The sequence below is a fragment of the Xanthomonas sp. LMG 12461 genome, assembly GCF_009192935.1.
GTDB lineage: Bacteria > Pseudomonadota > Gammaproteobacteria > Xanthomonadales > Xanthomonadaceae > Xanthomonas_A > Xanthomonas_A sontii.
This window is the reverse complement of record NZ_NQYT01000055.1, coordinates 60,150-79,800: the sequence shown is the minus strand read 5'-3', so window position 1 is coordinate 79,800 and position 19,651 is coordinate 60,150. Positions and strand designations below refer to the sequence as shown.

14 protein-coding genes and 1 pseudogene are annotated in these 19,651 nt (G+C 59.9%); all 15 read left to right on the top strand.

Going from position 1 to position 19,651, the window contains the following annotated elements; translation table 11 throughout:
- Positions 1 to 337: 337 nt before the first annotated feature.
- Entirely contained in the window at positions 338 to 4,126 is a 3,789-nt protein-coding gene (locus tag CEK68_RS14560; protein WP_152239796.1) for a LamG-like jellyroll fold domain-containing protein, read from the top strand.
- 246 nt (positions 4,127 to 4,372) lie between these two features.
- Positions 4,373 to 4,586: pseudogene (locus CEK68_RS14555) on the top strand (hypothetical protein).
- 173 nt (positions 4,587 to 4,759) lie between these two features.
- On the top strand, positions 4,760 to 5,638 hold the full coding sequence (locus CEK68_RS14550; RefSeq protein ID WP_152239795.1) for an RNA helicase: 879 nt from the start codon (positions 4,760 to 4,762) through the stop codon (positions 5,636 to 5,638).
- 107 nt (positions 5,639 to 5,745) lie between these two features.
- The gene (locus CEK68_RS14545) at positions 5,746 to 7,458 is read left to right on the top strand and encodes an AIPR family protein (RefSeq protein ID WP_157836392.1); all 1,713 of its coding nucleotides are present in this window, start codon (positions 5,746 to 5,748) and stop codon (positions 7,456 to 7,458) included.
- A gap of 127 nt (positions 7,459 to 7,585) precedes the next feature.
- Positions 7,586 to 7,978 carry a DUF4160 domain-containing protein gene (locus tag CEK68_RS14540; RefSeq protein ID WP_081613455.1) on the top strand — a complete coding sequence of 131 codons (393 nt, stop codon included), beginning with the start codon at positions 7,586 to 7,588 and terminating at the stop codon, positions 7,976 to 7,978.
- Positions 7,979 to 8,279: 301 nt separating this feature from the next.
- The gene (locus CEK68_RS14535; RefSeq protein ID WP_193314209.1) at positions 8,280 to 9,389 is read left to right on the top strand and encodes a DUF6708 domain-containing protein; all 1,110 of its coding nucleotides are present in this window, start codon (positions 8,280 to 8,282) and stop codon (positions 9,387 to 9,389) included.
- A gap of 195 nt (positions 9,390 to 9,584) precedes the next feature.
- Positions 9,585 to 10,679, top strand: a complete 1,095-nt coding sequence (locus tag CEK68_RS14530) for a DUF6708 domain-containing protein (RefSeq protein ID WP_193314208.1) — start codon at positions 9,585 to 9,587, stop codon at positions 10,677 to 10,679.
- Between the two features lie 124 nt (positions 10,680 to 10,803).
- On the top strand, positions 10,804 to 11,961 hold the full coding sequence (locus CEK68_RS14525) for a DUF6708 domain-containing protein (protein ID WP_193314207.1): 1,158 nt from the start codon (positions 10,804 to 10,806) through the stop codon (positions 11,959 to 11,961).
- A gap of 97 nt (positions 11,962 to 12,058) precedes the next feature.
- On the top strand, positions 12,059 to 13,084 hold the full coding sequence (locus CEK68_RS14520; protein ID WP_223875639.1) for a DUF6708 domain-containing protein: 1,026 nt from the start codon (positions 12,059 to 12,061) through the stop codon (positions 13,082 to 13,084).
- 293 nt (positions 13,085 to 13,377) lie between these two features.
- Entirely contained in the window at positions 13,378 to 13,731 is a 354-nt protein-coding gene (locus CEK68_RS14515; RefSeq protein WP_152239792.1) for a hypothetical protein, read from the top strand.
- 227 nt (positions 13,732 to 13,958) lie between these two features.
- A complete protein-coding gene (locus tag CEK68_RS14510) occupies positions 13,959 to 14,312 on the top strand; it encodes a DUF2185 domain-containing protein (RefSeq protein ID WP_150410026.1) in 354 nt (117 codons plus the stop codon).
- 563 nt (positions 14,313 to 14,875) lie between these two features.
- Complete coding sequence (locus CEK68_RS14505; protein ID WP_152239791.1) at positions 14,876 to 15,331, top strand: hypothetical protein; 456 nt, start codon at positions 14,876 to 14,878, stop codon at positions 15,329 to 15,331.
- 430 nt (positions 15,332 to 15,761) lie between these two features.
- Positions 15,762 to 16,457, top strand: a complete 696-nt coding sequence (locus CEK68_RS14500; protein ID WP_226977897.1) for a DUF1963 domain-containing protein — start codon at positions 15,762 to 15,764, stop codon at positions 16,455 to 16,457.
- 175 nt (positions 16,458 to 16,632) lie between these two features.
- Positions 16,633 to 16,929: a hypothetical protein gene (locus CEK68_RS14495; RefSeq protein ID WP_152181223.1), complete on the top strand. Its 297-nt coding sequence runs from the start codon at positions 16,633 to 16,635 to the stop codon at positions 16,927 to 16,929.
- Between the two features lie 1,609 nt (positions 16,930 to 18,538).
- A complete protein-coding gene (locus tag CEK68_RS21040; RefSeq protein WP_191091390.1) occupies positions 18,539 to 18,808 on the top strand; it encodes a hypothetical protein in 270 nt (89 codons plus the stop codon).
- Positions 18,809 to 19,651 lie beyond the last annotated feature (843 nt).

Here is a 19,651-nt window from a genome sequence, read left to right as displayed (position 1 = left end):
GCAAAGGAGCGAGATGAAACAGGCAATGTGCGGCAGCGCGGTGGGCGCCGGCGGTGGTGTGTCGGCGATCGGTCCTGGGGTGTGGCGTCGCCTGAAGGCGACGGCGGTGCACCTGCTTGCGTCCATCGGCTCGTCGCGATTGCCACAGGATGTGCCGGCATCGCGCGTCGCGGCTGACGCCACTCCCACAGTGCAGCAACGCACATGTGGGAGCGGCGTCAGCCGCGACGCGCGGTTCCTACCCACTTCGGCAAAGCAAGGCTCTACTGCATACGCCTCCAAATCGCAGAGCCCAGGTCGCATCTCACACCGCCTCGCCCTGCTCTGTGCCCTCGCGTTGCCAGCGATCGCCGCAGCCGCCACTCCCGAACTGCTGTTCCGCGTCTCCGCCGACAAAGGCCTGGACGCCGACGTCGCCCATGGCGACCCCCAACCCAACTTCCGCGACAAGATCGCCCTGGTACCGACCGGCGTGTCCGGGCAGGCCATCGAATGGGCCGACGACGGTGTGCTGTCCTGGAACGCTCCCGGCAACCTCTACACCCAGCGCGGCACGCTGTCGTTCTTCTGGCGCTCGCGCTACCCGGTGGGCGAAGCGCCGTTCGTGATCTTCCGCGTCGGCTACGCCGACCACACCAGCTGGGACATGGCCTGGCTGCGCATCGACTGGAACGGCCACGGCTTCGATGCCTTCGTGACCGACGCCAACCTGGCCCGCACCCGCGTCTCCTTCAAGCTGGACAAGTTCCCCGCACCCAGCGCCTGGACCCACCTGGCCTTCGCCTGGGACGAGACCCGCGGCGTGCGCCTGTACGTGGACGGCAAGGAAGCCGCACGCGTGGACTGCACCCAGGCCTGCGCCGACGGCGGCTCGCTCGACTTCGACGCCGCGCTCGACCAGCTCGGCCTGGCCGCACGCGTACTCGCCCCGCACCAGGTGCAGAGCCGCTACAACTTCCTGCGCGGCAGCGACTTCGACGAAATCCGCGTCTACGACCGCATGCTCGACGCCGCCGGCGTCGCTGCGCTGGCCCGGCAGCAGGAGCCGCGCAGCGCCGAGACCGTGCCCGACAGTGCCGCGCGCAACGCCTGGCTGCACCGCTTCGGCTGGGACCACGGCCGCGCACCACCGGCGCTGGATGCCCCGTCCACGCGCATCCGCAAGGTCGAGTTCGCCGACGCCAAGGACCTCAAGGAATGGATGTGGAAGGCGACCGACGGCATCGCCGAGACCACCTGGCCCGGCGTCTATAACCGCTCGCGCCTGCCCGGCCGCAACGACTACTTCCAGTTGCCCGACTGGAACGTCTACGTCGAAGGCGGCAAGGCGCTGGACCTGGTCCTGCCCGACGAACCGTTCAACCGCATCGAACTGCGCGGCGCCGCCTACGGCCAGGCCACCTATGCCGCCGCTGGCGCCACGCCCACGCCGCTGTTCTCGCGCGCCCAGGGCACGGTGCGCAGCGTCGATCAGTTCGAACGCCGCCGCGGCGGCCATCTGCGCTTCACCAACGTCGCCCAGGAAACTCCGATCCAGGAGATCTGGGCCTACGACGTCGGCGCCGGTGCCGAGCCGGCCCACCCCAGCGCCACGCTGCGCTACACCGTGCGCAGCGACATCGCCCCGGACTACGCCAACCTCGCCGCGCTGCGCGCCTACATCGCCGGGCGTTACCCGCCGGACGAGCGCAGCACCGTGGTCGCCCTGCCGACCAAGGCGCCGTCGCGCAAGCGTGCCGACGAAAAGACCGCGGTGCCGCCGCTGCCCATCGTCCACGTGCTCATTCCGTCCAACCTCGGCGACGCACCGGCCGCGCAGCCGCTGATGCGCAGTTGGTCCTACGGCTGGGAGAACATGCACGATGGCCTGGACGGCATCGCCATCGACCTGCCTGCGCTGCAGCTGCCAGCCACGCACAACGGCCTGATCCCGCTCAACATCCGCGTCAAGGATCCGATCTGGCCCGGCCGCGACATGCTCGACGTGTCGGTCTCGGTCGCGCCCGGACAGGCGCGCACGCTGTGGCTGGACCTGCGCGACCGCATCCTGACCGACGACAGCCTGATGCTCAGCATCGCCTCGGCCGCCCCCGGCTTCGACGCGCGCGCGCTGGACGGCGCGCAGATCCGCCTGCTGTTCAAGCCGCGCGAGCAGGCCAAGGCCGAGCACATCGCCGACCGCTTCAACCAGGTCAAGGACAACTGGGGCTTCCTGGTCGAGGAACACACCACCTCCAAGCGCCAGCGCCTGTACGCGCGCCTGGATGCCGACATCCACGACCTGCTGCGGGTGGACCCGGACAACGCGCTGGGCCGCCAGTACTGGGCCGACATCAGCTACGGCAACCAGGGCCCGCTGCCGGTGCAATTGCCGCAGCCGCCCAGGGACGTGCCCGGCTGGGCGTTCTGGCAGCTGGAAGACCTCAAGGCCACGCGCCGCTACATCAACTGGTGGATCGACGAGCGACAGGTCGACTACGGCGATTTCGGCGGCGGCATCTCCGACGATTCCGACCTCACCCAGCAATGGCCCGGCGTCGCCCTGATGGGCGTGGATCCGGACAAACTCAACGCCTCGCTCACCGCCCTGTCCGACGCCAACTACCGCAACGGCATGTTCACCGACGGCCTCTCCACCATCGAGACCGACGAACTGCATTCCTACGAGGACGGCATCAACATCAACAGCGAAATGCTCTACCTCAACTGGGGCGACCCGCTGACGGTGGAGCGGCTGATGCGCACGGTGAAGGCGTTCGACCGCATCATCCAGGTCAACCCGCAGGGCCACCTGCTGTTCGCCAGCAACTGGTTCGGCGGGCGCAAGGTCTACCGCGAGCCGAACTGGCAGTGGCAAAAACCCTACTCGTTCCCGATCCTGCACCCGGCGCTGCTGCTGGGTGGCTACAACGCCGACCCCAACAGCCGCCGCATCGTCACCGGCCTGGCCGACGGCTACCTGGCCCACGCCTACACCGACGCCAAGGGTCAGTGGGCGCTGCCCAACGAGATCAACTGGGCCACCGGCAAGACCCGCGGCGGCAGCCTGTTCGACGGCAGCGGCGGCCCCGACACCCTGCACACCTTCTGGGCCGCCTACCGCTGGACCGGCGATGCGCGCTATCTCCAGCCCATCGACTACCGCGTCGCCAAGGCCGGCCCCGGCGGCCTGTCCCTGCTCAACGAGAACTTCCTCGACGTGCTTGGCAAGCGCGACAGCTGGGGCGCCAGCCTGGCCAAGGCGGCGGCCGACGCCGACCCCGACGACGCCCCGGATTTCGCCCACCACGTCGCCTGGGAACAGAGCGGCGACCCGCGCTGGCTGGAAACCCTGTACCGCGCCGAGACCCGCGACAAGCTGCAGACCTTCTACATGAACACCGAAGGCCACTGGTGGAGCGACCGCGTCGAATCGCCCACCGTGAACCTGCAGCGCGCCCGCCTCGGCGGCGTCGCCCTCAAGCGCAACCAGACCTACCCCGGCCATACCGTCAGCTGGCGCTTCGCCGATCCGGAAGGCGCGGTGCAGGTGGCGCTGCTGCTGCCGAAGCCGCGGCAGGATCGCTTCACCGTCATCGGCTACAACACCAGCGACAAGACGCAGCGGGCGCAGATGACGGGGTGGAATGTCGCGGCCGGGCAGTGGCGGATGCGTTCGGGTGTGGATCGCGATGGCGATGGGAAGATCGACGGTAAGGGGGCCACGCGCGAGTTCGCGTTCGAGAAGAGCGGGGCGGTGGACGTGGAATTCCCGGCCGGGCAGACGGTGGTGATGGAGTTCGAGCTGGTCACGCCGGCCGCGGTGCCGGTCGAGCTGCGGCCGGACTTGGGGATCGGGCGTGGGGATGTGCGGGTGATGGCCGATGCCATCGAGGTCACCGTGCATAGCCTGGGGCATGCGGATGCGCCGGCGGGGTTTGTGGTGTTGGAGGATGCGCGTGGCAGGGAATTGGCGCGGGCCGGATTTCCGACGTTGGCGGCGCCGCGGGATCTGGAGCCGAAGACGGCGCAGGTGCGGTTGATGGTGCCGGACGGAAAGAGCGCAAAGGGAGGTCGGCTGCGTATCGTCACCCAGGGCGACGTGGCAGAACTGACGCAGAGAAACAATGCAGTGGATGTGCCTTGATTTAATTGGACCCACATCAAGACGCGCTCTTGCCTAGCGGAACGCGCATTCAACTCGGAATGTCCCCGACTGACGGCTTACATTTGTCTCCCCAAAAAGTGTGACGCCGTGCTACAACAGGATCGTCTGTGGGGGAGAACGGACTTCCATAGGACCTGATTGGACGGTTGCGCATGGGGATACGCGGCGCAAAACGTCCATCTGTAATGGGAACGCTAGGACGCCAAATCTTCTCAGGGGAAATCGATGTTTACCAAAGTCTCGATCATCGCGGCGCTAGCCGGGTTTGCCTTGTGCCTAGCTGTTGCATCTGCGGATGCACGTGCGCGCGCATCTGGTTCACACCACACGAAGAATCACGGCGGTCACTACACGTCGGGCCATGGTTCTTCGCATAAGGGTGGTAGCTATCTATCGTAATCTAAGCACTAACAATCAATACCGCCGACATAAGCGCTGATTTTTACAGGTTGCGAACTTGGCAACTTGAACAGCCACTCCGGTACAAGACATGGCATCAGTCCGATCCTTCCACGTTACCAGAGCCTTAGACATACCTCTGGCTGCGGTTATCCGATGTTTCTGGCGAATTGATGGAATTTAATACTAATAGTTAGCTCCAAGGGGCGATCAATGGCAACCGATTCAAAAGCACTACGCTGCGGCCTAGTGATGCCAATATCCGCAATTGACGGTTTGCCGGAAAGCCACTGGGACGAGTTACGTGCCATCATCAAAGAGGCATTGGCGGATACGGGGTTCACTGTTGAGCTTGTCAGTGATTCGAATGAGATTGGAATCATCCAAAAGCGCATCGTCCAGAATCTGTATGACAATGACATCGTCATATGCGACGTTAGCGCAAAAAACCCCAATGTCATGTTCGAACTTGGAATGCGTCTTGCGTTCGATAAGCCAGCGATAATTATTAAAGACGACAAAACCAATTATTCGTTTGACACCTCGCCAATCGAGCACTTGCAGTATCCCCGAGACCTCCACTATCACGCTATACAGGCGTTTAAAGTAAAACTCCGAGATAAGGTGCACGCAACTTACGAGGCATCAAAAGGTGCAGAATACACGACATTCCTAAAGCACTTTGGTCAGTTCGTCGTTGCAAAACTCGACGAGAAGCCTGTCGGTAAGGACGAGTATCTACTTGCAGCAATATCTGAACTTCAACAAGAGGTTCGTTCGTTAGCAAAAGCCAACCGTAGCCGCGAAACAATAACAACGACCAGGCTGGGAGAAATTTTCTCGAAAAATTCGCTTGAGAAGCGTTTACCTTCCGAGCAAGAATTTGTTTTTAATCGCTTCATGAGCATAGAGGATCCTTCAGGCCTTATGCAAGAGCTGAGTGATCAGAATTCTCCGGCGTTTAGAATAATGCTTGAGGATTATTTATCTCATCTACCCCAGAACATTGCCAGCAAGGATCGACACGTACTTGAAACCCGCAAGAGACTTGCTGAGGCGATCAGATTATTCAAGCACGCAAGTGGAAGCTAGCAATTCATCTCAGCCAACGCCGCTTCGCGGTCAGCCTAAGCCAGGAATTAGCCGGCACAGAAACGGAGTCAATTGTGTGTCCAAGAACCAACTAGACGGAGATTAACTTGTATCACTTGACTGAATTCAAGAAGAAAACCGACCTTCAGCGGCGCTACGGAAGCAACGCATACATTCTATGGGTACTTGGCCTTTACCTTGACGAACCGGACTTGGAGGCGCTTGCATCGCGTGCGTTGACAGACGGCAGCAACGACAAGTGTATGGACTTCGTTGAAATTGATAAGACTGGACAGAAGATCGTAATCGTCCAAGGTTTTTTCTCCGAGAAGTCCTCGGACAAAGCGAAGTCAAAAAAGGCATCCGATCTAATGATTGCGGCGTCGTGGATTGCACACGGCGACAGCAATGCGAAGACGATAAACGAACGCGCTCGAGCTCGCTCTCTGGAATGCCGGCAAGCGCTTGAGTCGGAAGAGATCGAGGCAGTTGAGCTCCTTTACATTCACAACCTTCCTGAGTCTCTAAACAGTCAGGAGGAGTTAGACACATGTCAACGTGCCGCGTCGAAACTCTTTGGCGACAGTGTTTTAGTTACCTGCAAAGAGTTTGGTCTTCGTGAGATCGAGACACTCTTCAATGAGCGCTCGTCACAGATCCTCGTAAAGGATAGAATTAAGATCAACGGAACATGGCTTGGCACGCAGAAGTCAGCGGACTGGACCGCGCATGTTTACTCCGTCAGAGGTGAGTGGCTGCGCGAGCTCTTTAAGGAATACGACGAGAGATTGTTCTCCGCAAACTATCGGGGATTTCTTGGAATAAGTCGCCGAAAAAAGATTAACTCGGCCATTCGCTCTACGGCGAGTTCCCAGCCGGAAGACTTCTGGGTATTCAATAATGGCATCACGCTTTTAACGGATGCACTCACAAGGCGGGGCGCATCAAGTCACCTGACTGGAATATCAATAATAAACGGAGCGCAAACAACTGGCTCTCTTGGTCATGTAGGACAGGAGACGGAACTCTCAAACGTCTGGGTTATGTGTCGTGTTGTGGTATGCAAGAGCCCAGACTTGGTCGAGGAAATTGTTAAATATAACAACACGCAGAACAAGATCACGACTTGGGATCAATATGCCAACGACGAGACCCAAAGTTCGCTCCGCACACAGTTCAAGAACATAGGATTCGACTACAGCGTCAAGCGGGGTTTTGACTCAGTTGAAGCGGAGATTGGCATAGAGAAAGCTGCGCAGCCAGTTCTCGCGTTCAACGGCCACTACGTTGACGCCATTCGGAGTAAGAATGCAGTGTTCGATCGACCGGAGATCTATCGAAAGGCATTCTCGGATCGTACTGCAACACACATATTACTGGCCTACTCGTTCTCTCGGTCTATTGACGAAGTAAAACGGTCTCTCGCAACGAAAGCCGAAAGAACTGAGAACGAAGAGAAGCAGCTTTCCTTGTTCAACTACCTGAGTTTCAAATCATTTCTGCTTGCGTGTATTGGCGCGTCGCTACAGCAATTCGTGGGCGGCAGCTTTGAGTCGAGCAATGCACGACTAGCTCCTCAGGCAATAAAAAATACAGTTGACGAGATTGCCACGCAATTCGACCGCATCACGCGCCAAGTATTAAGAGCTGTGTCTACAAGCATCGAAAATAGGGTTCGACGAGAAAGCGTGTCTGTGGCAAGGATCCTGAAGAGCGAATCCAGCCTTATAGAAATGCGTAGCGACTTAAACTCGTTCTTGGAGTCGGTTCTCGATGGGCAGCAAGACGCAGGCTACAAGAATCTAATTCACACATCGTGACCTACTCATTGATCGTGGCGGGTTTGCGCGACAATGGCCGAGAAACAGGATTAGGTTAACTTCGGAAGCTAAGTTGCTTTACTCGGCGTTTAGCTGTCCACTACTAGTTGGATCTACGGAAATTTAAATGAAACTTGACGATATTAAGCCTCATAAAGAGTGGTCTACCGGCCAGCTTCAAGAGTTGGCGGAATCACTTGAACGCGACTTTCAACAAGGCTATGTAATTGAAGAAACGGAAAAAGGTACGTTACGCATATCGTTTGAGCACGCGGTCGGACGATTGGGAAAGCTCAAGTTTGAGGTATTCTCTAAGGAGCACGCCCCGCCTCATTTCCGCGTAACTTATGGCGACGAGAGCGCCAATTTCTCCATCAGAGATTGTACCAAGCTAAACGGCGGACTTAATCAGTACGAGAAGAACATCGCGATTTGGCACCGGGAAAACAAGCAAGCAATAATAGACAGATGGAATGCCACTCGCCCTAGTGACTGCCCTGTCGGTCCGTATGTCGAGTGAACGCGCAGGTGCCATCTAACAGTGGATAACGGGGTAAACAAAAACAGGGGCCAGAGTGCACTTTTCTTGTGTGCGACACCTTTGAAAACTAGCCCAGGAAAAAAAGGGGTCAGGAAAAACAGGGGTCAGAGTGCATTTTTATTGTATGCAAGGCCATTTAAAGTTAGCTCTGACCCCAGTTCTGGCAACGGCGCCAGAAGGGTTTTGTGAGCCGCTCTAAACCCTGGCCATGGCCCGAACCAAGAACGACAAGCCCCCTGTCTCCGGACCCAAGCCATCGGCATCTGGCCGGCCACTGGGCATGGCCGATCTCGACTGGCTCGGCCAGGCGGCCTGCGACGAGTTCTTCAAGCTGCACGACAACGAAGTGTTCAGGGGCATCGGCGCGGGGGCGGTGCTCTTGCCGCCACACAGCGTACCGGCCAGCCGATCGCCCAACAGCGGCGGCGCTGTCATCGAGGCGTTTCCGCATGGGCTAGCGTACGGAAGCATGATGACTGTGCTAGTTGGATACTCTGCATTCATTGCAACAATGGGTTTACCGTTGTTGGCTCTCTTTTGGCCTACCCTTCTCGATCCAAGTTTCGCTCAGGATCGATTTAGTTTTCCGTTTATTTTTGCGGTGGGATGCCTGAGCTTTGCGTCATTACTCGTAGTGTTCGCGCTCCGCTTCGACCTCATCGGCTACCGCTACGCACCCACCCTGTTCGACCGCAACGCCGGCAAGGTCCATGTCTTCAAGGACAACACGCGTCTCTTCAGCGGATGGCCGCTCTGGGGCGGGGGCGGCCAGCACGAGATCCTCAGCTACGACTGGGCCTGCGTGCGCGCCCAGGTCGTCCGCTTCAAGACCTTCACCGGCACCGTCGCGCAGGACAACGCGGCTCTGCAGATGATCGTGCTGGCGGCGCCCGGCGACACCCGCGTGGTCGGCCAGTTCGGCCTGGGCCTGACCAGCAGCGCCATCGCGGTGCAGCCCCTGCTCGATACCTGGGAGCACATCCGCCGCTTCATGGAGCACGAAGGGCCGCTGTTCGTCGAAGGCGACGGACCCAATGAGGCCTTGTTCGAGATGCGCCTTGGGCGCTGCATCTTCTTCGGCCAGCCCTTCATCGGCCCGGGCAGTGCGGAGCATTGGAGGCATCCCGACCTGGGCGCCATCCTCTGGCAGGTCATCGCCATCCCGCTCTTTCCGCTGACCCTGCTCTACGGCCTGATCCGCTGGGCCAGTTTCCACATCAAGAGCAAGCCCATATGGCCGCCTGAAGTGCTGGCCAGCGTGGGCGGCGCCCCCTTGCATGGCAACGCGCTGGAAGCCTGGCGCCATGTGGTGCCGGACCGCGCAGCAGGGGCCGCTGCGCCGCTGCCGTCGAGCGCCTCAGCTTCGGGCGCGACCGCTCATCGTGAATAAAAGCAGCTCCCAAAACCCAACGAAGCAGTTCTGTCGAGGCACCGCATCGAAGGCAGAACGAGTAGTACGACAAGATGCGGCAACGACGCCAGAAGGGTTTTGTGAGCCCTCTAAACCCTGACCATGGCCCGAACCAAGAACGACAAACACTCCGCTTCCGAGCCCAAGCCATCGACATCGCGCCGACCCGCCGGTATGGCCGACATCGAATGGCTCGGCCAGCAGGCCGGAGACGAATTCTTCAAGCTGCACGAGAACGAAGTGTTCAAAGGCGTGGGGACCCAGGCCGTCCTCTTGCCGCCGCACGGCGTACCGGCCAGCCGATCACCCAACAGCGGAGGCGCGGTCATCGCGGCATTTCCCCATGGGCTGGCTTATGGAAGCATGATGACTGCACTCTTGGGCTACTTGGCCTTCGGCGCCTTGGTGATGATGCCCCCTCTGATCTACATCGTCTTCGATGCGACCTTTGATCGCGTACTAGGACTTAGCTACTTCGGGTTGATCGCACTCATGGTTTTGCTGGCTAGCGCACTTCTCATGCTCCGCTTCGACCTCATAGGCTACCGCTACGCACCCACCCTCTTCGACCGCAACGCCGGCAAGGTCCATGTCTTCAAGGACAACACGCGTCTCTTCAGAGGGTGGCCGCTCTGGGGCGGGGGCGGCCAGCACGAGATCCTCAGCTACGACTGGGCCTGCGTGCGCGCCCAGGTCGTCCGCTTCAAGACATTCACCGGCACCGTCGCGCAGGACAACGCGGCCCTGCAGATGATCGTGCTGGCCGCGCCCGGCGATACCCGCGTGGTCGGCCAGTTCGGCCTGGGCCTGACCAGCAGCGCCATCGCGGTGCAGCCCCTGCTCGATACCTGGGAGCACATCCGCCGTTTCATGGAGCATGAAGGGCCGCTGTTCGTGGAAGGCGACGGGCCCAATGAGGCCTTGTTCGAGATGCGCTTGGTGCGCTGCATCTTCTTCGGCCAGCCCTTCATCGGCCCGGGCAGTGCTGAGCATTGGAGGCATCCCGACCTGGGCGCCATCCTCTGGCAGGTCATCGCCATCCCGCTCTTTCCGCTGACCGTGCTCTACGGCCTGATCCGATGGGCCAGTTTCCACATCAAGAGCAAGCCCGCGTGGCCGCCTGAAGTGCTGGCCAGCGTGGGCGGCGCCCCCTTGCATGGCAGCGCGCTGGACGCTTGGCGCCATGTGGTGCCGGACCGCGCAGCAGGGGCCGCTGCGCCGCTGCCGTCGAGCGCCTCAGCTTCGGGCGCGACCGCTCATCGTGAATAAAAGCAGCTCCCAAAACCCAACGAAGCAGTTCTGTCGAGGCACCGCATCGAAGGCAGTACGAGTAGTACGACAAGATGCGGCAACGACGCCAGAAGGGTTTTGTGAGCCGCTCTAAACCCTGACCATGGCCCGAACCAAGAACGACAAGCACCCAGCCTCCGGACCCAAGCCATCGGCATCGGGCCGGCCACTGGGCATGGCCGATCTCGAGTGGCTCGGCCAGGCGGCCTGCGACGAATTCTTCAAGCTGCACGACAACGAGGTGTTCAAGGGCATCGGCGCCGGGGCGGTGCTCTTGCCGCCACACAGCGTACCTGCCAGCCGATCGCCCAACAGCGGCGGCGCGGTCATCGAGGCGTTTCCGCATGGGCTGGCGTACGGCAGCATGATGACTTTGCTTGTGGGGTATCTTGGCTTTGGCGCCGTCGCCATAGGTTTGCCATTGACCCTGATGCTTGCGAGCGCAGTTGGTGATGCCAATGCATTCACTCCTGCCTTGGTCGGCACTTCAGTCCTATCGGTGTTCGTCTACTTCATGCTCCGCTTCGACCTCATCGGCTACCGCTACGCACCCACCCTGTTCGACCGCAACGCCGGCAAGGTCCATGTCTTCAAGGACAACACGCGTCTCTTCGGCTGGTGGCCGCTCTGGGGCGGGGGCGGCCAGCACGAGATCCTCAGCTACGACTGGGCCTGCGTGCGCGCCCAGGTCGTCCGCTTCAAGACCTTCACCGGCACCGTCGCACAGGACAACGCGGCCCTGCAGATGATCGTGCTGGCCGCGCCGGGCGATACCCGCGTGGTCGGCCAGTTCGGCCTGGGCCTGACCAGCAGCGCCATCGCGGTGCAACCCCTGCTCGATACCTGGGAGCACATCCGCCGTTTCATGGAGCACGAAGGGCCGCTGTTCGTGGAAGGCGACGCGCCCAATCAGGCCTTGTTCGAGATGCGCTTGGCGCGCTGCATCTTCTTCGGCCAACCCTTCATCGGCCCGGGCAGTGCGGAGCATTGGAGGCATCCCGACCTGGGCGCCATCCTCTGGCAGATCATCGCCATCCCGCTCTTTCCGCTGACCGTGCTCTACGGCCTGATCCGCTGGGCCAGTTTCCACATCAAGAGCAAGCCCGTATGGCCGCCTGAAGTGCTGGCCAGCGTGGGCGGCGCACCCTTGCATGGCAGCGCGCTGGACGCCTGGCGCCATGTGGTGCCGGACCGCGCAGCAGGGGCCGCTGCGCCGCTGCCGTCGAGCGCCTCAGCCTCGGGCGCGACACGCTCATCGTGAATAAACCCTGACCATGGCCCGAACCAAGAATTACAAACACCCTGCCTCCGGGCCCAAGCCTACTTCCAAGCCCTCGGCGTCAGGCCGCCCCATCGGCATGGCCGATATCGAATGGTTCGGCCAGGAGGCCTGCGACGAATTCTTCAAGCTGCACGACAACGAGGTGTTCAGGGGCATAGGCTCTGGGGCGGTGCTCTTGCCGCCGCACAGCGTGCCGGCCAGCCGATCGCCTAACAGCGGCGGCGCGGTCATCGAGGCGTTTCCGCATGGGCTGGCTTATGGAAACATGATGACTGTGCTAGTGGGCTATTTCGCGTTTGGAGCCCTGGCGATAGGGCTACCACTGCTGCTTATCGGATTCCCGCAAGTCATAAACAAAGACTTCTTTGCCGGAGAACGACTTTCCTTCGGCTATGCGTTCGGGGTTGGAGGCATGTCCCTAGCCGCGCTTTTGTTCGCTCTGATGCTCCGCTTCGACCTCATCGGCTACCGCTACGCACCCACCCTGTTCGACCGCAACGCCGGCAAGGTCCATGTCTTCAAGGACAACACGCGTCTATTCAGTTGGTGGCCGCTCTGGGGCGGGGGCGGCCAGTACGAGATCCTCAGCTACGACTGGGCCTGCGTGCGCGCCCAGGTCGTCCGCTTCAAGACCTTCACCGGCACCGTCGCGCAGGACAACGCGGCTCTGCAGATGATCGTGCTGGCTGCGCCCGGCGATACCCGCGTGGTCGGCCAGTTCGGCCTGGGCCTGACCAGCAGCGCCATCGCGGTGCAGCCCCTGCTCGATACCTGGGAGCACATCCGTCGCTTCATGGAGCACGAAGGGCCGCTGTTCGTCGAAGGCGACGGGCCCAATGAGGCCTTGTTCGAGATGCGCTTGGCGCGCTGCCTCTTCTTCGGCCAGCCCTTCATCGGCCCGGGCAGTGCGGAGCATTGGAAGCACCCCGACCTGGGCGCCATCCTCTGGCAGGTCATCGCCATCCCGCTCTTTCCGCTGACCGTGCTCTACGGCCTGATCCGCTGGGCCAGTTTCCACATCAAGAGCAAGCCCGCATGGCCGCCTGAAGTGCTGGCCAGCGTGGCCGGCGCCCCCTTGCATGGCAGCGCGCTGGACGCTTAGAAACAGGGGTCTAGAAACAGGGGTCAGAGTGCATTTTTCTTGTATGCAAGGCCATTTAAAGTTAGCTCTGACCCCAGTTCTGGAGTAGACATGCTGGGTACAACAATCCACACGAGACGAATGCGTGTCGTGGTTCCGCCTACTTCATGCATTAGTCTAGTGATGGACGCGCGATGCGGCGTCCGCTTTGGACAAGTCCTCATGATCGCGAACTGTGGCATGCTCGGCTCCTGGCGGCAGTACTGGGGAGCGCGGTCCATGCTTCACCCCTTCCTTGGCACCAGCGCCTAACGATGATGCAACCCGAAGCCGCCGCGCGGTGCGGTTCAATTCAGTTGGCAGGCCCCGAGAACATGTCTATGCAGCCGGCGAAGATTTCCGTACTCGCTCTGCTGGTTCTTGAAGCAAGTCTGGTCATTTCAACGGTGGCGTCCCTCCTCTTGCGCGATGTCCCTGTGGTGCCTGTTGCGTTCGCCGTGATTGGGGTTGGCTCGTTCCTGGCGCTTCTGATCTCGGTTCCGGCAGCGTGGTACTCCGTGGCCACGGATCGCTCAACTCGCTCGGCGCCTTACTTGTCGACCGTCGTCGTCGGTAGTCTCCTGATTACCTGTTTCATCGTGCTGCCGTTTCTGGGCGGCGGCGTGTAGCAGTGGGCACACCAAGCCCGGAGGCTTGAGGCCTGACGCCGGTCTTGGTGACACCCAGCGGCCAGCGACGCCAGCAAGATCCAAGACAGAGATCTATGGCATGCTCGCGCCCATGCGGCAGTGCTGGGGAAGCGCAGTCGATGCTTCACCACCTCTGGCACCACCGTCCAACTATTCATTCAACCGGCCCTGCTTCGCGGTGTCGCCCAATCCAGGTGTCAGGACGCATGACCAAGCAGTTCCGACTCTCGCAAGATCAGATCAAGCCAATGGCCGAAGGCTACGGCGGCTGTATTGCCACCGACAGGATCACCGTCGACGGTGATTCCGTGCGCTTCATGTACCGCGAGGCGCCGGACAACGACGTCGATAGCGGTTGGCGCTTCATGTCAGGCTACGAAGACGATGCGTACATGGACAACCCAGCCAACCATGCCGTCTATGACGTCAACACGATCGCCAACTACGACCCAAGCATTATTCCGTTTTTGGACGCTCCGGAAGGGAGCGCATTTGAAAAGCCCCCGGAGTCGGAGCAGTTCATCGCTGTGACGAATTGGGAGCCAGCGGATGAGTCATGACGGCTGGATCAAACCACCTCCAGATCTTGCTGCGGTTTAACGGAGGCGTTAGCGACAATGGGCAATCTTCCGCAAATTCGGATCTATGCAGATTTCAACGGTCTGGTCCGTGGCGTCATCAATCCGGAACGAACCGCTGTCGTTCTCGACACGTTTGGCAGCATCCGGGACCTATCAAACGCTGGGGTTGTGCTGTCGCCTGGCCTTCCGCTTGTAGCCTATGATGAGTCGGATGAGTCCGAGGACCTTGAGGGGCATGGAACGGCGCAGTACGACCCGAAGCGCCGTTGGTGGGTAGTTGAGTTCGATGAGCTGGGGGTTCGGTATGTCCCGCGTGTCGGCCAAGTCTCGGCGGCAGTGTTTCACTGCGTTCGTTGCCGTCTTCCGGTGGCTGGCGTTACCTGCAATACGCTTGGCGACCCTGGGCTCTGTTGCAAAAGCTGTGGGACAAGTGCGATGGCGGCAATCAATCCGCCAGCATGATGCCACCTAAGTATTCATTCGAGCGGACGTCCCAATCGCTTCGCGCTTGGTCCGCTGCTTAGTTCAAGCCTCGACTGCACATGAAAACTTTCTTTGCTCTCGTATTGCTCACGTTCCTAGCATTGCCACTGACGCTAAGCGCGTCTGGTCCTGAGCTATTCAGCATTTCCTTCAAACATGGTCAGCCTTCTGTCGACAATGATCTGACCACATCTGTCGACTCTGCAGAGTGGCTTAGGCGCGTCTTGGAACACGATTCGCAGATCATGTTGCGTATCGATGAGGTTCGGTATCAGGTTGTTGGCAGAGCCGACCCAAGCGAATGTGCGGATGCGCAATGCAGCGCCCTGGCACTCAAGCGTGCGCAGCTGTTTCAGGATGCCTTGGTGAGCGCTGGAGTTCCGCTCTCACTGTTCTGTCCACCCGCCGCGCTTGGGCCACCTTGGCCCCCGACCTATCGACCCACACCGGAGCAATTGATATTGGCGCGCCAGGCCGGCGTTGAGCCTGTCTTCGACGGCTGTGAGCAAAAGTAGAGGCAAGAGTGCGCTGCTAGGTGCGACACCCTTGAAAGCTAGTCCGATGATTGAAGTACATGGGACGCATGCCTACGGTGTACCGGAGACGATCGCGCTTCGTGGCGCGGCTGAACCCAGTTGGTGTATCGCTCATGGAATCCATGAAGCTCTTCCCCGGATTGCTTGTCGCTCTTGGTGGCCCGGTGAAGGCCACTGCACCTGACCTCGGCTTAGAAGAGGTTGTCCTCTGTTGCTTCTCGGATTCTGATCTACGCGTATACGAGCGGCTCGTTGCGCAACGGGGGGCCTGACAACGCGCTTAAGTCCGAGGTACCGGGGAAACGGGATCGGAGCGCACTTGTCTTGGAAATGCATACTGATCCATGTTCTATTGAACGCAAAGCCACTAAACATGGCTCGGCCTAGATGAGGCGCGGAAGACGCACACGTGACGACGACAGCTGACGACCTCAAAGCCCAACTCGTCCGCTCGGGTGTCATCCTGGAGATCGGTGGATTCCGGCCGCCCGACGATCCCCTGGCCAGTTGGTTCGGTCGCGTGAACGTCTGCGCGCCGGGCGAGACATGGCCGGAGACGGCGGGACGGCCGATGCATGCGCTGTGTCAGATCAATGTCAGCGAACTGCCGCTGCGGCCGGCCCGCCTAGCGGATATCTCACTGATTGCGGTGTTCATCGGTCCCGATACGCTCCCGGTCGATACGCCTAATGGGGAAGGGTGGTGTCTGCGGGCCTACAAGCGGCTCGATGGACTGGTCCCGCTGGCGCCACGGAACATCGATTCGCCGATCAGCGCATTTCCGATGCGGCCGCATGTCTTTCATGACGACTACCCGTGCTGGGAGGATGCGCCGATGGATCTGCCAGCAGATATCGAAGCGCACTACCACGATCTTTTCCGGAACCTGGATGGCTTCAAGCTGGGAGGATGGCCGACGCTGATCCAGGCCGAGATCTTCTGGGCGCCCTTCAAACGCCATCCCGCATCGCCCGAGTTCGTCTTCCAGATCGATTCCACGGACAAGGGCCGCTGGATGTGGGGCGACGGCGGCGTCGGCTACTTCGGCCGCGGAACAGCACCAGGAAAAGAAGACGAGTGGGCGCTTGCGTGGCAGTGCTACTAGCGACGCCCGGCGGAGAAGGCTGCGGGACCAGGTGCGCAGTTGATCGAGTGATCCATCAAGCGAAATCCTAGCCAGGCTGTGCGCTATTGTGCGCAGTAGGCCAACAGTTCTACTCTGATCCAGCTGTCTGGTTGATCACATTAGGGGGTGTGATATGAAGTGTGGACTGCTGTCGTTGGTCCTGCTGGCGGGTCTTGCGGCATGTCACTCGGCGCCGTCGCCGCGGCCGGCCGTCGCACATGGGGATGGCGCACCGCCGGACCGTCCCGTCGATCTGTCTGCGGCGCATAGCGAAGGCGCGGGCATCGCCGCGCAACGCACATGGCTCGATCAGCACTACCCCGGCGCGCGCATCAAATCGCAGTCGCTGTTGTTCGAGCCATCGGCCATGGACCTCATCACGATCGTGCTGCCCTCGGGCGAGGAGCGCAAGGTCTACTTCGACATCTCTTCCTACTTTGGTAAGTGGTGAGCGGTGCGATGCATGTCGTGCAGGTATTTGTGATCGGACTCCTGGCGCTGGTTGCGTGTGCCGGAGCGGCCTTTGTCGTGGCGGTCGTCGTCCCATCCCGCCTGGTGTTGTGGTTACTTCGACCACGACCTTCCTATGCCTGCTTTGCGTCGACTGGTTCCTGTGGGATGGATTGGAACCGGACGCGGTCACGTCGCAGAGGGGAAATAGGGGTCAGAGTGCAGTTTTCCTAGAAAGTCCGCTCTGATATCCGGTTCTCCTTGCACGCCTGATAGTTATGGTGCGAACCCGAGCAAGAGCCGCCCAGCCATTGACTGCGGATCAATGCCTCGGCGAGGATCACGCCATCCCGCATCCTCGCGGTCCGTCAGGCTAGGGGCATGGAAGAAAAACGGTATTCGAAGCTAGGAACAGCTCTTCATTGGATGGGGTTGGTCGCGGCTCCTCTCTCTGTTTGGGGCGGCCTTATCGCAAACGCAGCCTTGGCGCCCGGCGTCAGCCTCTCTACAGGGCTTGCGGCGTGGATGGGCGTCTTTGTCATGACAGTGCTTCCCGTCCACCTCATTGCGTACGCCACAACGTTCGCTTTCATGAGAGACAGGCTGCGTCTGAAGTACCCGACTCTCGTTGTGGCGCTCCTCACATCCGTCGCCGCCGTCGGGATCGCTTTTTCACAGGGAGGCAATCCATTCCAAGCGGTATTTGGTGCCTGGTATACACCCTGCTTCGTGATTGCATATGCCGTTGCAGCGGGATGCCCAAGCTCCGTGCAAGGAGATGGCTCGCAAAAGTCTGGCATCTCCATCAGGGCGGCCTCGTGATATCACTACGGAAATAGGGGTCAGAGTGCACATTTTATTGAGGAAATTAGGGGTCAGAGTGCACATTTTCTTGTGTGCTACACCTTTATAGTTCACCCTGACCCCCAGTTTTAACATGCGAATTTCATGGCAAGCCAAAATTGGACAGAGAAAGAATACGTGGAGTGCCTGAAGCACGAACGCCACTTGTTCGCGCGGGTTCTTCGCTCTTACGGGTCATAATCACCGGCGGACGCTGACAACGCGGCAGTTGCACGCTATCCATACGAGGAGCCAAATGATCTACACGGGCTCATCTTTCATGACGAGGCATGGCACTGGGCCATGCTTCGCATCCACGGAGAAGTTCACTGGCTTGCCAATCCTCAGCTTGAGTCTCCGCCGCAGGAATACCTTGATGCATCATCGTCGCTGGAGCCTAACAGTGGTCCCTAACAGTTCACTCAAGCCGACGCCGAAGTCGCTGCGTGGGTCCGCTTAGTTCAGGCGCTAGGTGCCACGTCAGATGCTTAGCCAGCTTTGGGAATCATGGCAGTTCAACCTCGGACTCGGCTTGGCTAGCCTCGGCGCTGGGCTGCTGGTAGTGTCGCCGTGCCTGCTCGTCCCGTCTTGGCGTCGCAAGCTTCTTCGGTCGAACTTAGATATCGAGGGAGTCGGTCTCATTGCGCTGACGGTCGCGCTTGCTGCAGTCGGCTGTTACAACTACATCAGTGCCGGAAACGGCAGCTGACAGTTCCATTCAGGCCGAACCGGCTTCGCTGATTGAGATAATTTAAGCGTTAGGTCACATGAAGAAGATTTTCGCAAACCTAGTAACAGTGCTCGGCGTGCTATTCTCGCTGACCGGGCTATTCGGCACGCCATTAGTACTGCATCAGCTTCCGATCTCCTTGATGTTGCCAAGTGATGGAGAGACCTCCCATCAATACCTTCGGGCGGTCCCTGCCGAGCTACCCTGGCCGGAATATCTGCCATACATTTTTATCCTTTTGGGGAGCGCAATGCTTGTTGCCGGCATACTTTTGCGCCGAAAAATTCGTGCACTGCGGCTTAACTAGTTATTCAAACGGAAGCTGCCTCGCGGTTCGGTTTAAATCAGGTGTTAGTCCTTATATGTTGAGTTGCGCTAACTGTCGGGAGGTCTGGGAATCGGCTCCAAATGGGTCGTCTCTTTGCGCTCTCATCAACGGCGACATCGGCTGGCTTATGTTCTTGCCTTCGTCTGAAGATACAGGCTTCAGTTCTCGCAACCCTTCCTATTCCGGACCGCTTGACGAAATGATCGAATACAGGCTCTCCAATGGCCAAGTCGATTTATATCCAGCTTCATGGGCGCTGCCGCTCGCAACGATTGAGCGAGCCTTCGCCTCCTTCCGGGACACGGGAAAGCCCCCAACTTTCGTCCGCTGGCACAACGACTCCGGTGATGCTTTAGAAGTCTGATCACCGGTCTAGGAAAAAGAGTCAGTAGGAAAAAGAGTCAGTAGGAAAAAGAGTCAGAGTGCACTTGTCTTGAAAATGCACTCTGACCCCAGTTCTCTCACCAGTTCTCTCAGTTGAGGATCGGTCTCGTCGGCCGACTTGCGGGTATAGATGACGCAGCGCATGGGGATCTCCGGCAAAAGAATGGGAGCACGCTCAGCACCTGCTGCGCGTGCGCTCAGATCTCTTTTTGCTGTTCAAATCCACGCCGTGAAGGCGACATGCGACGCGTTCGGACATCTATGCGACGTTGACGTGGTCGAACCGGATACTACCTCAGCGCGCCCGGGCTTGAGCCAGGCGGCGCCGATCGCCGAGCAGACGCTTTTCCGGCACTGGCCGTTGTTTTCGCGCGACGCTGCCAGCCGCGCCGCATCCCCCCGGCCGCCTGGACCGATGTGCTGGCCACGGCTCTCCTT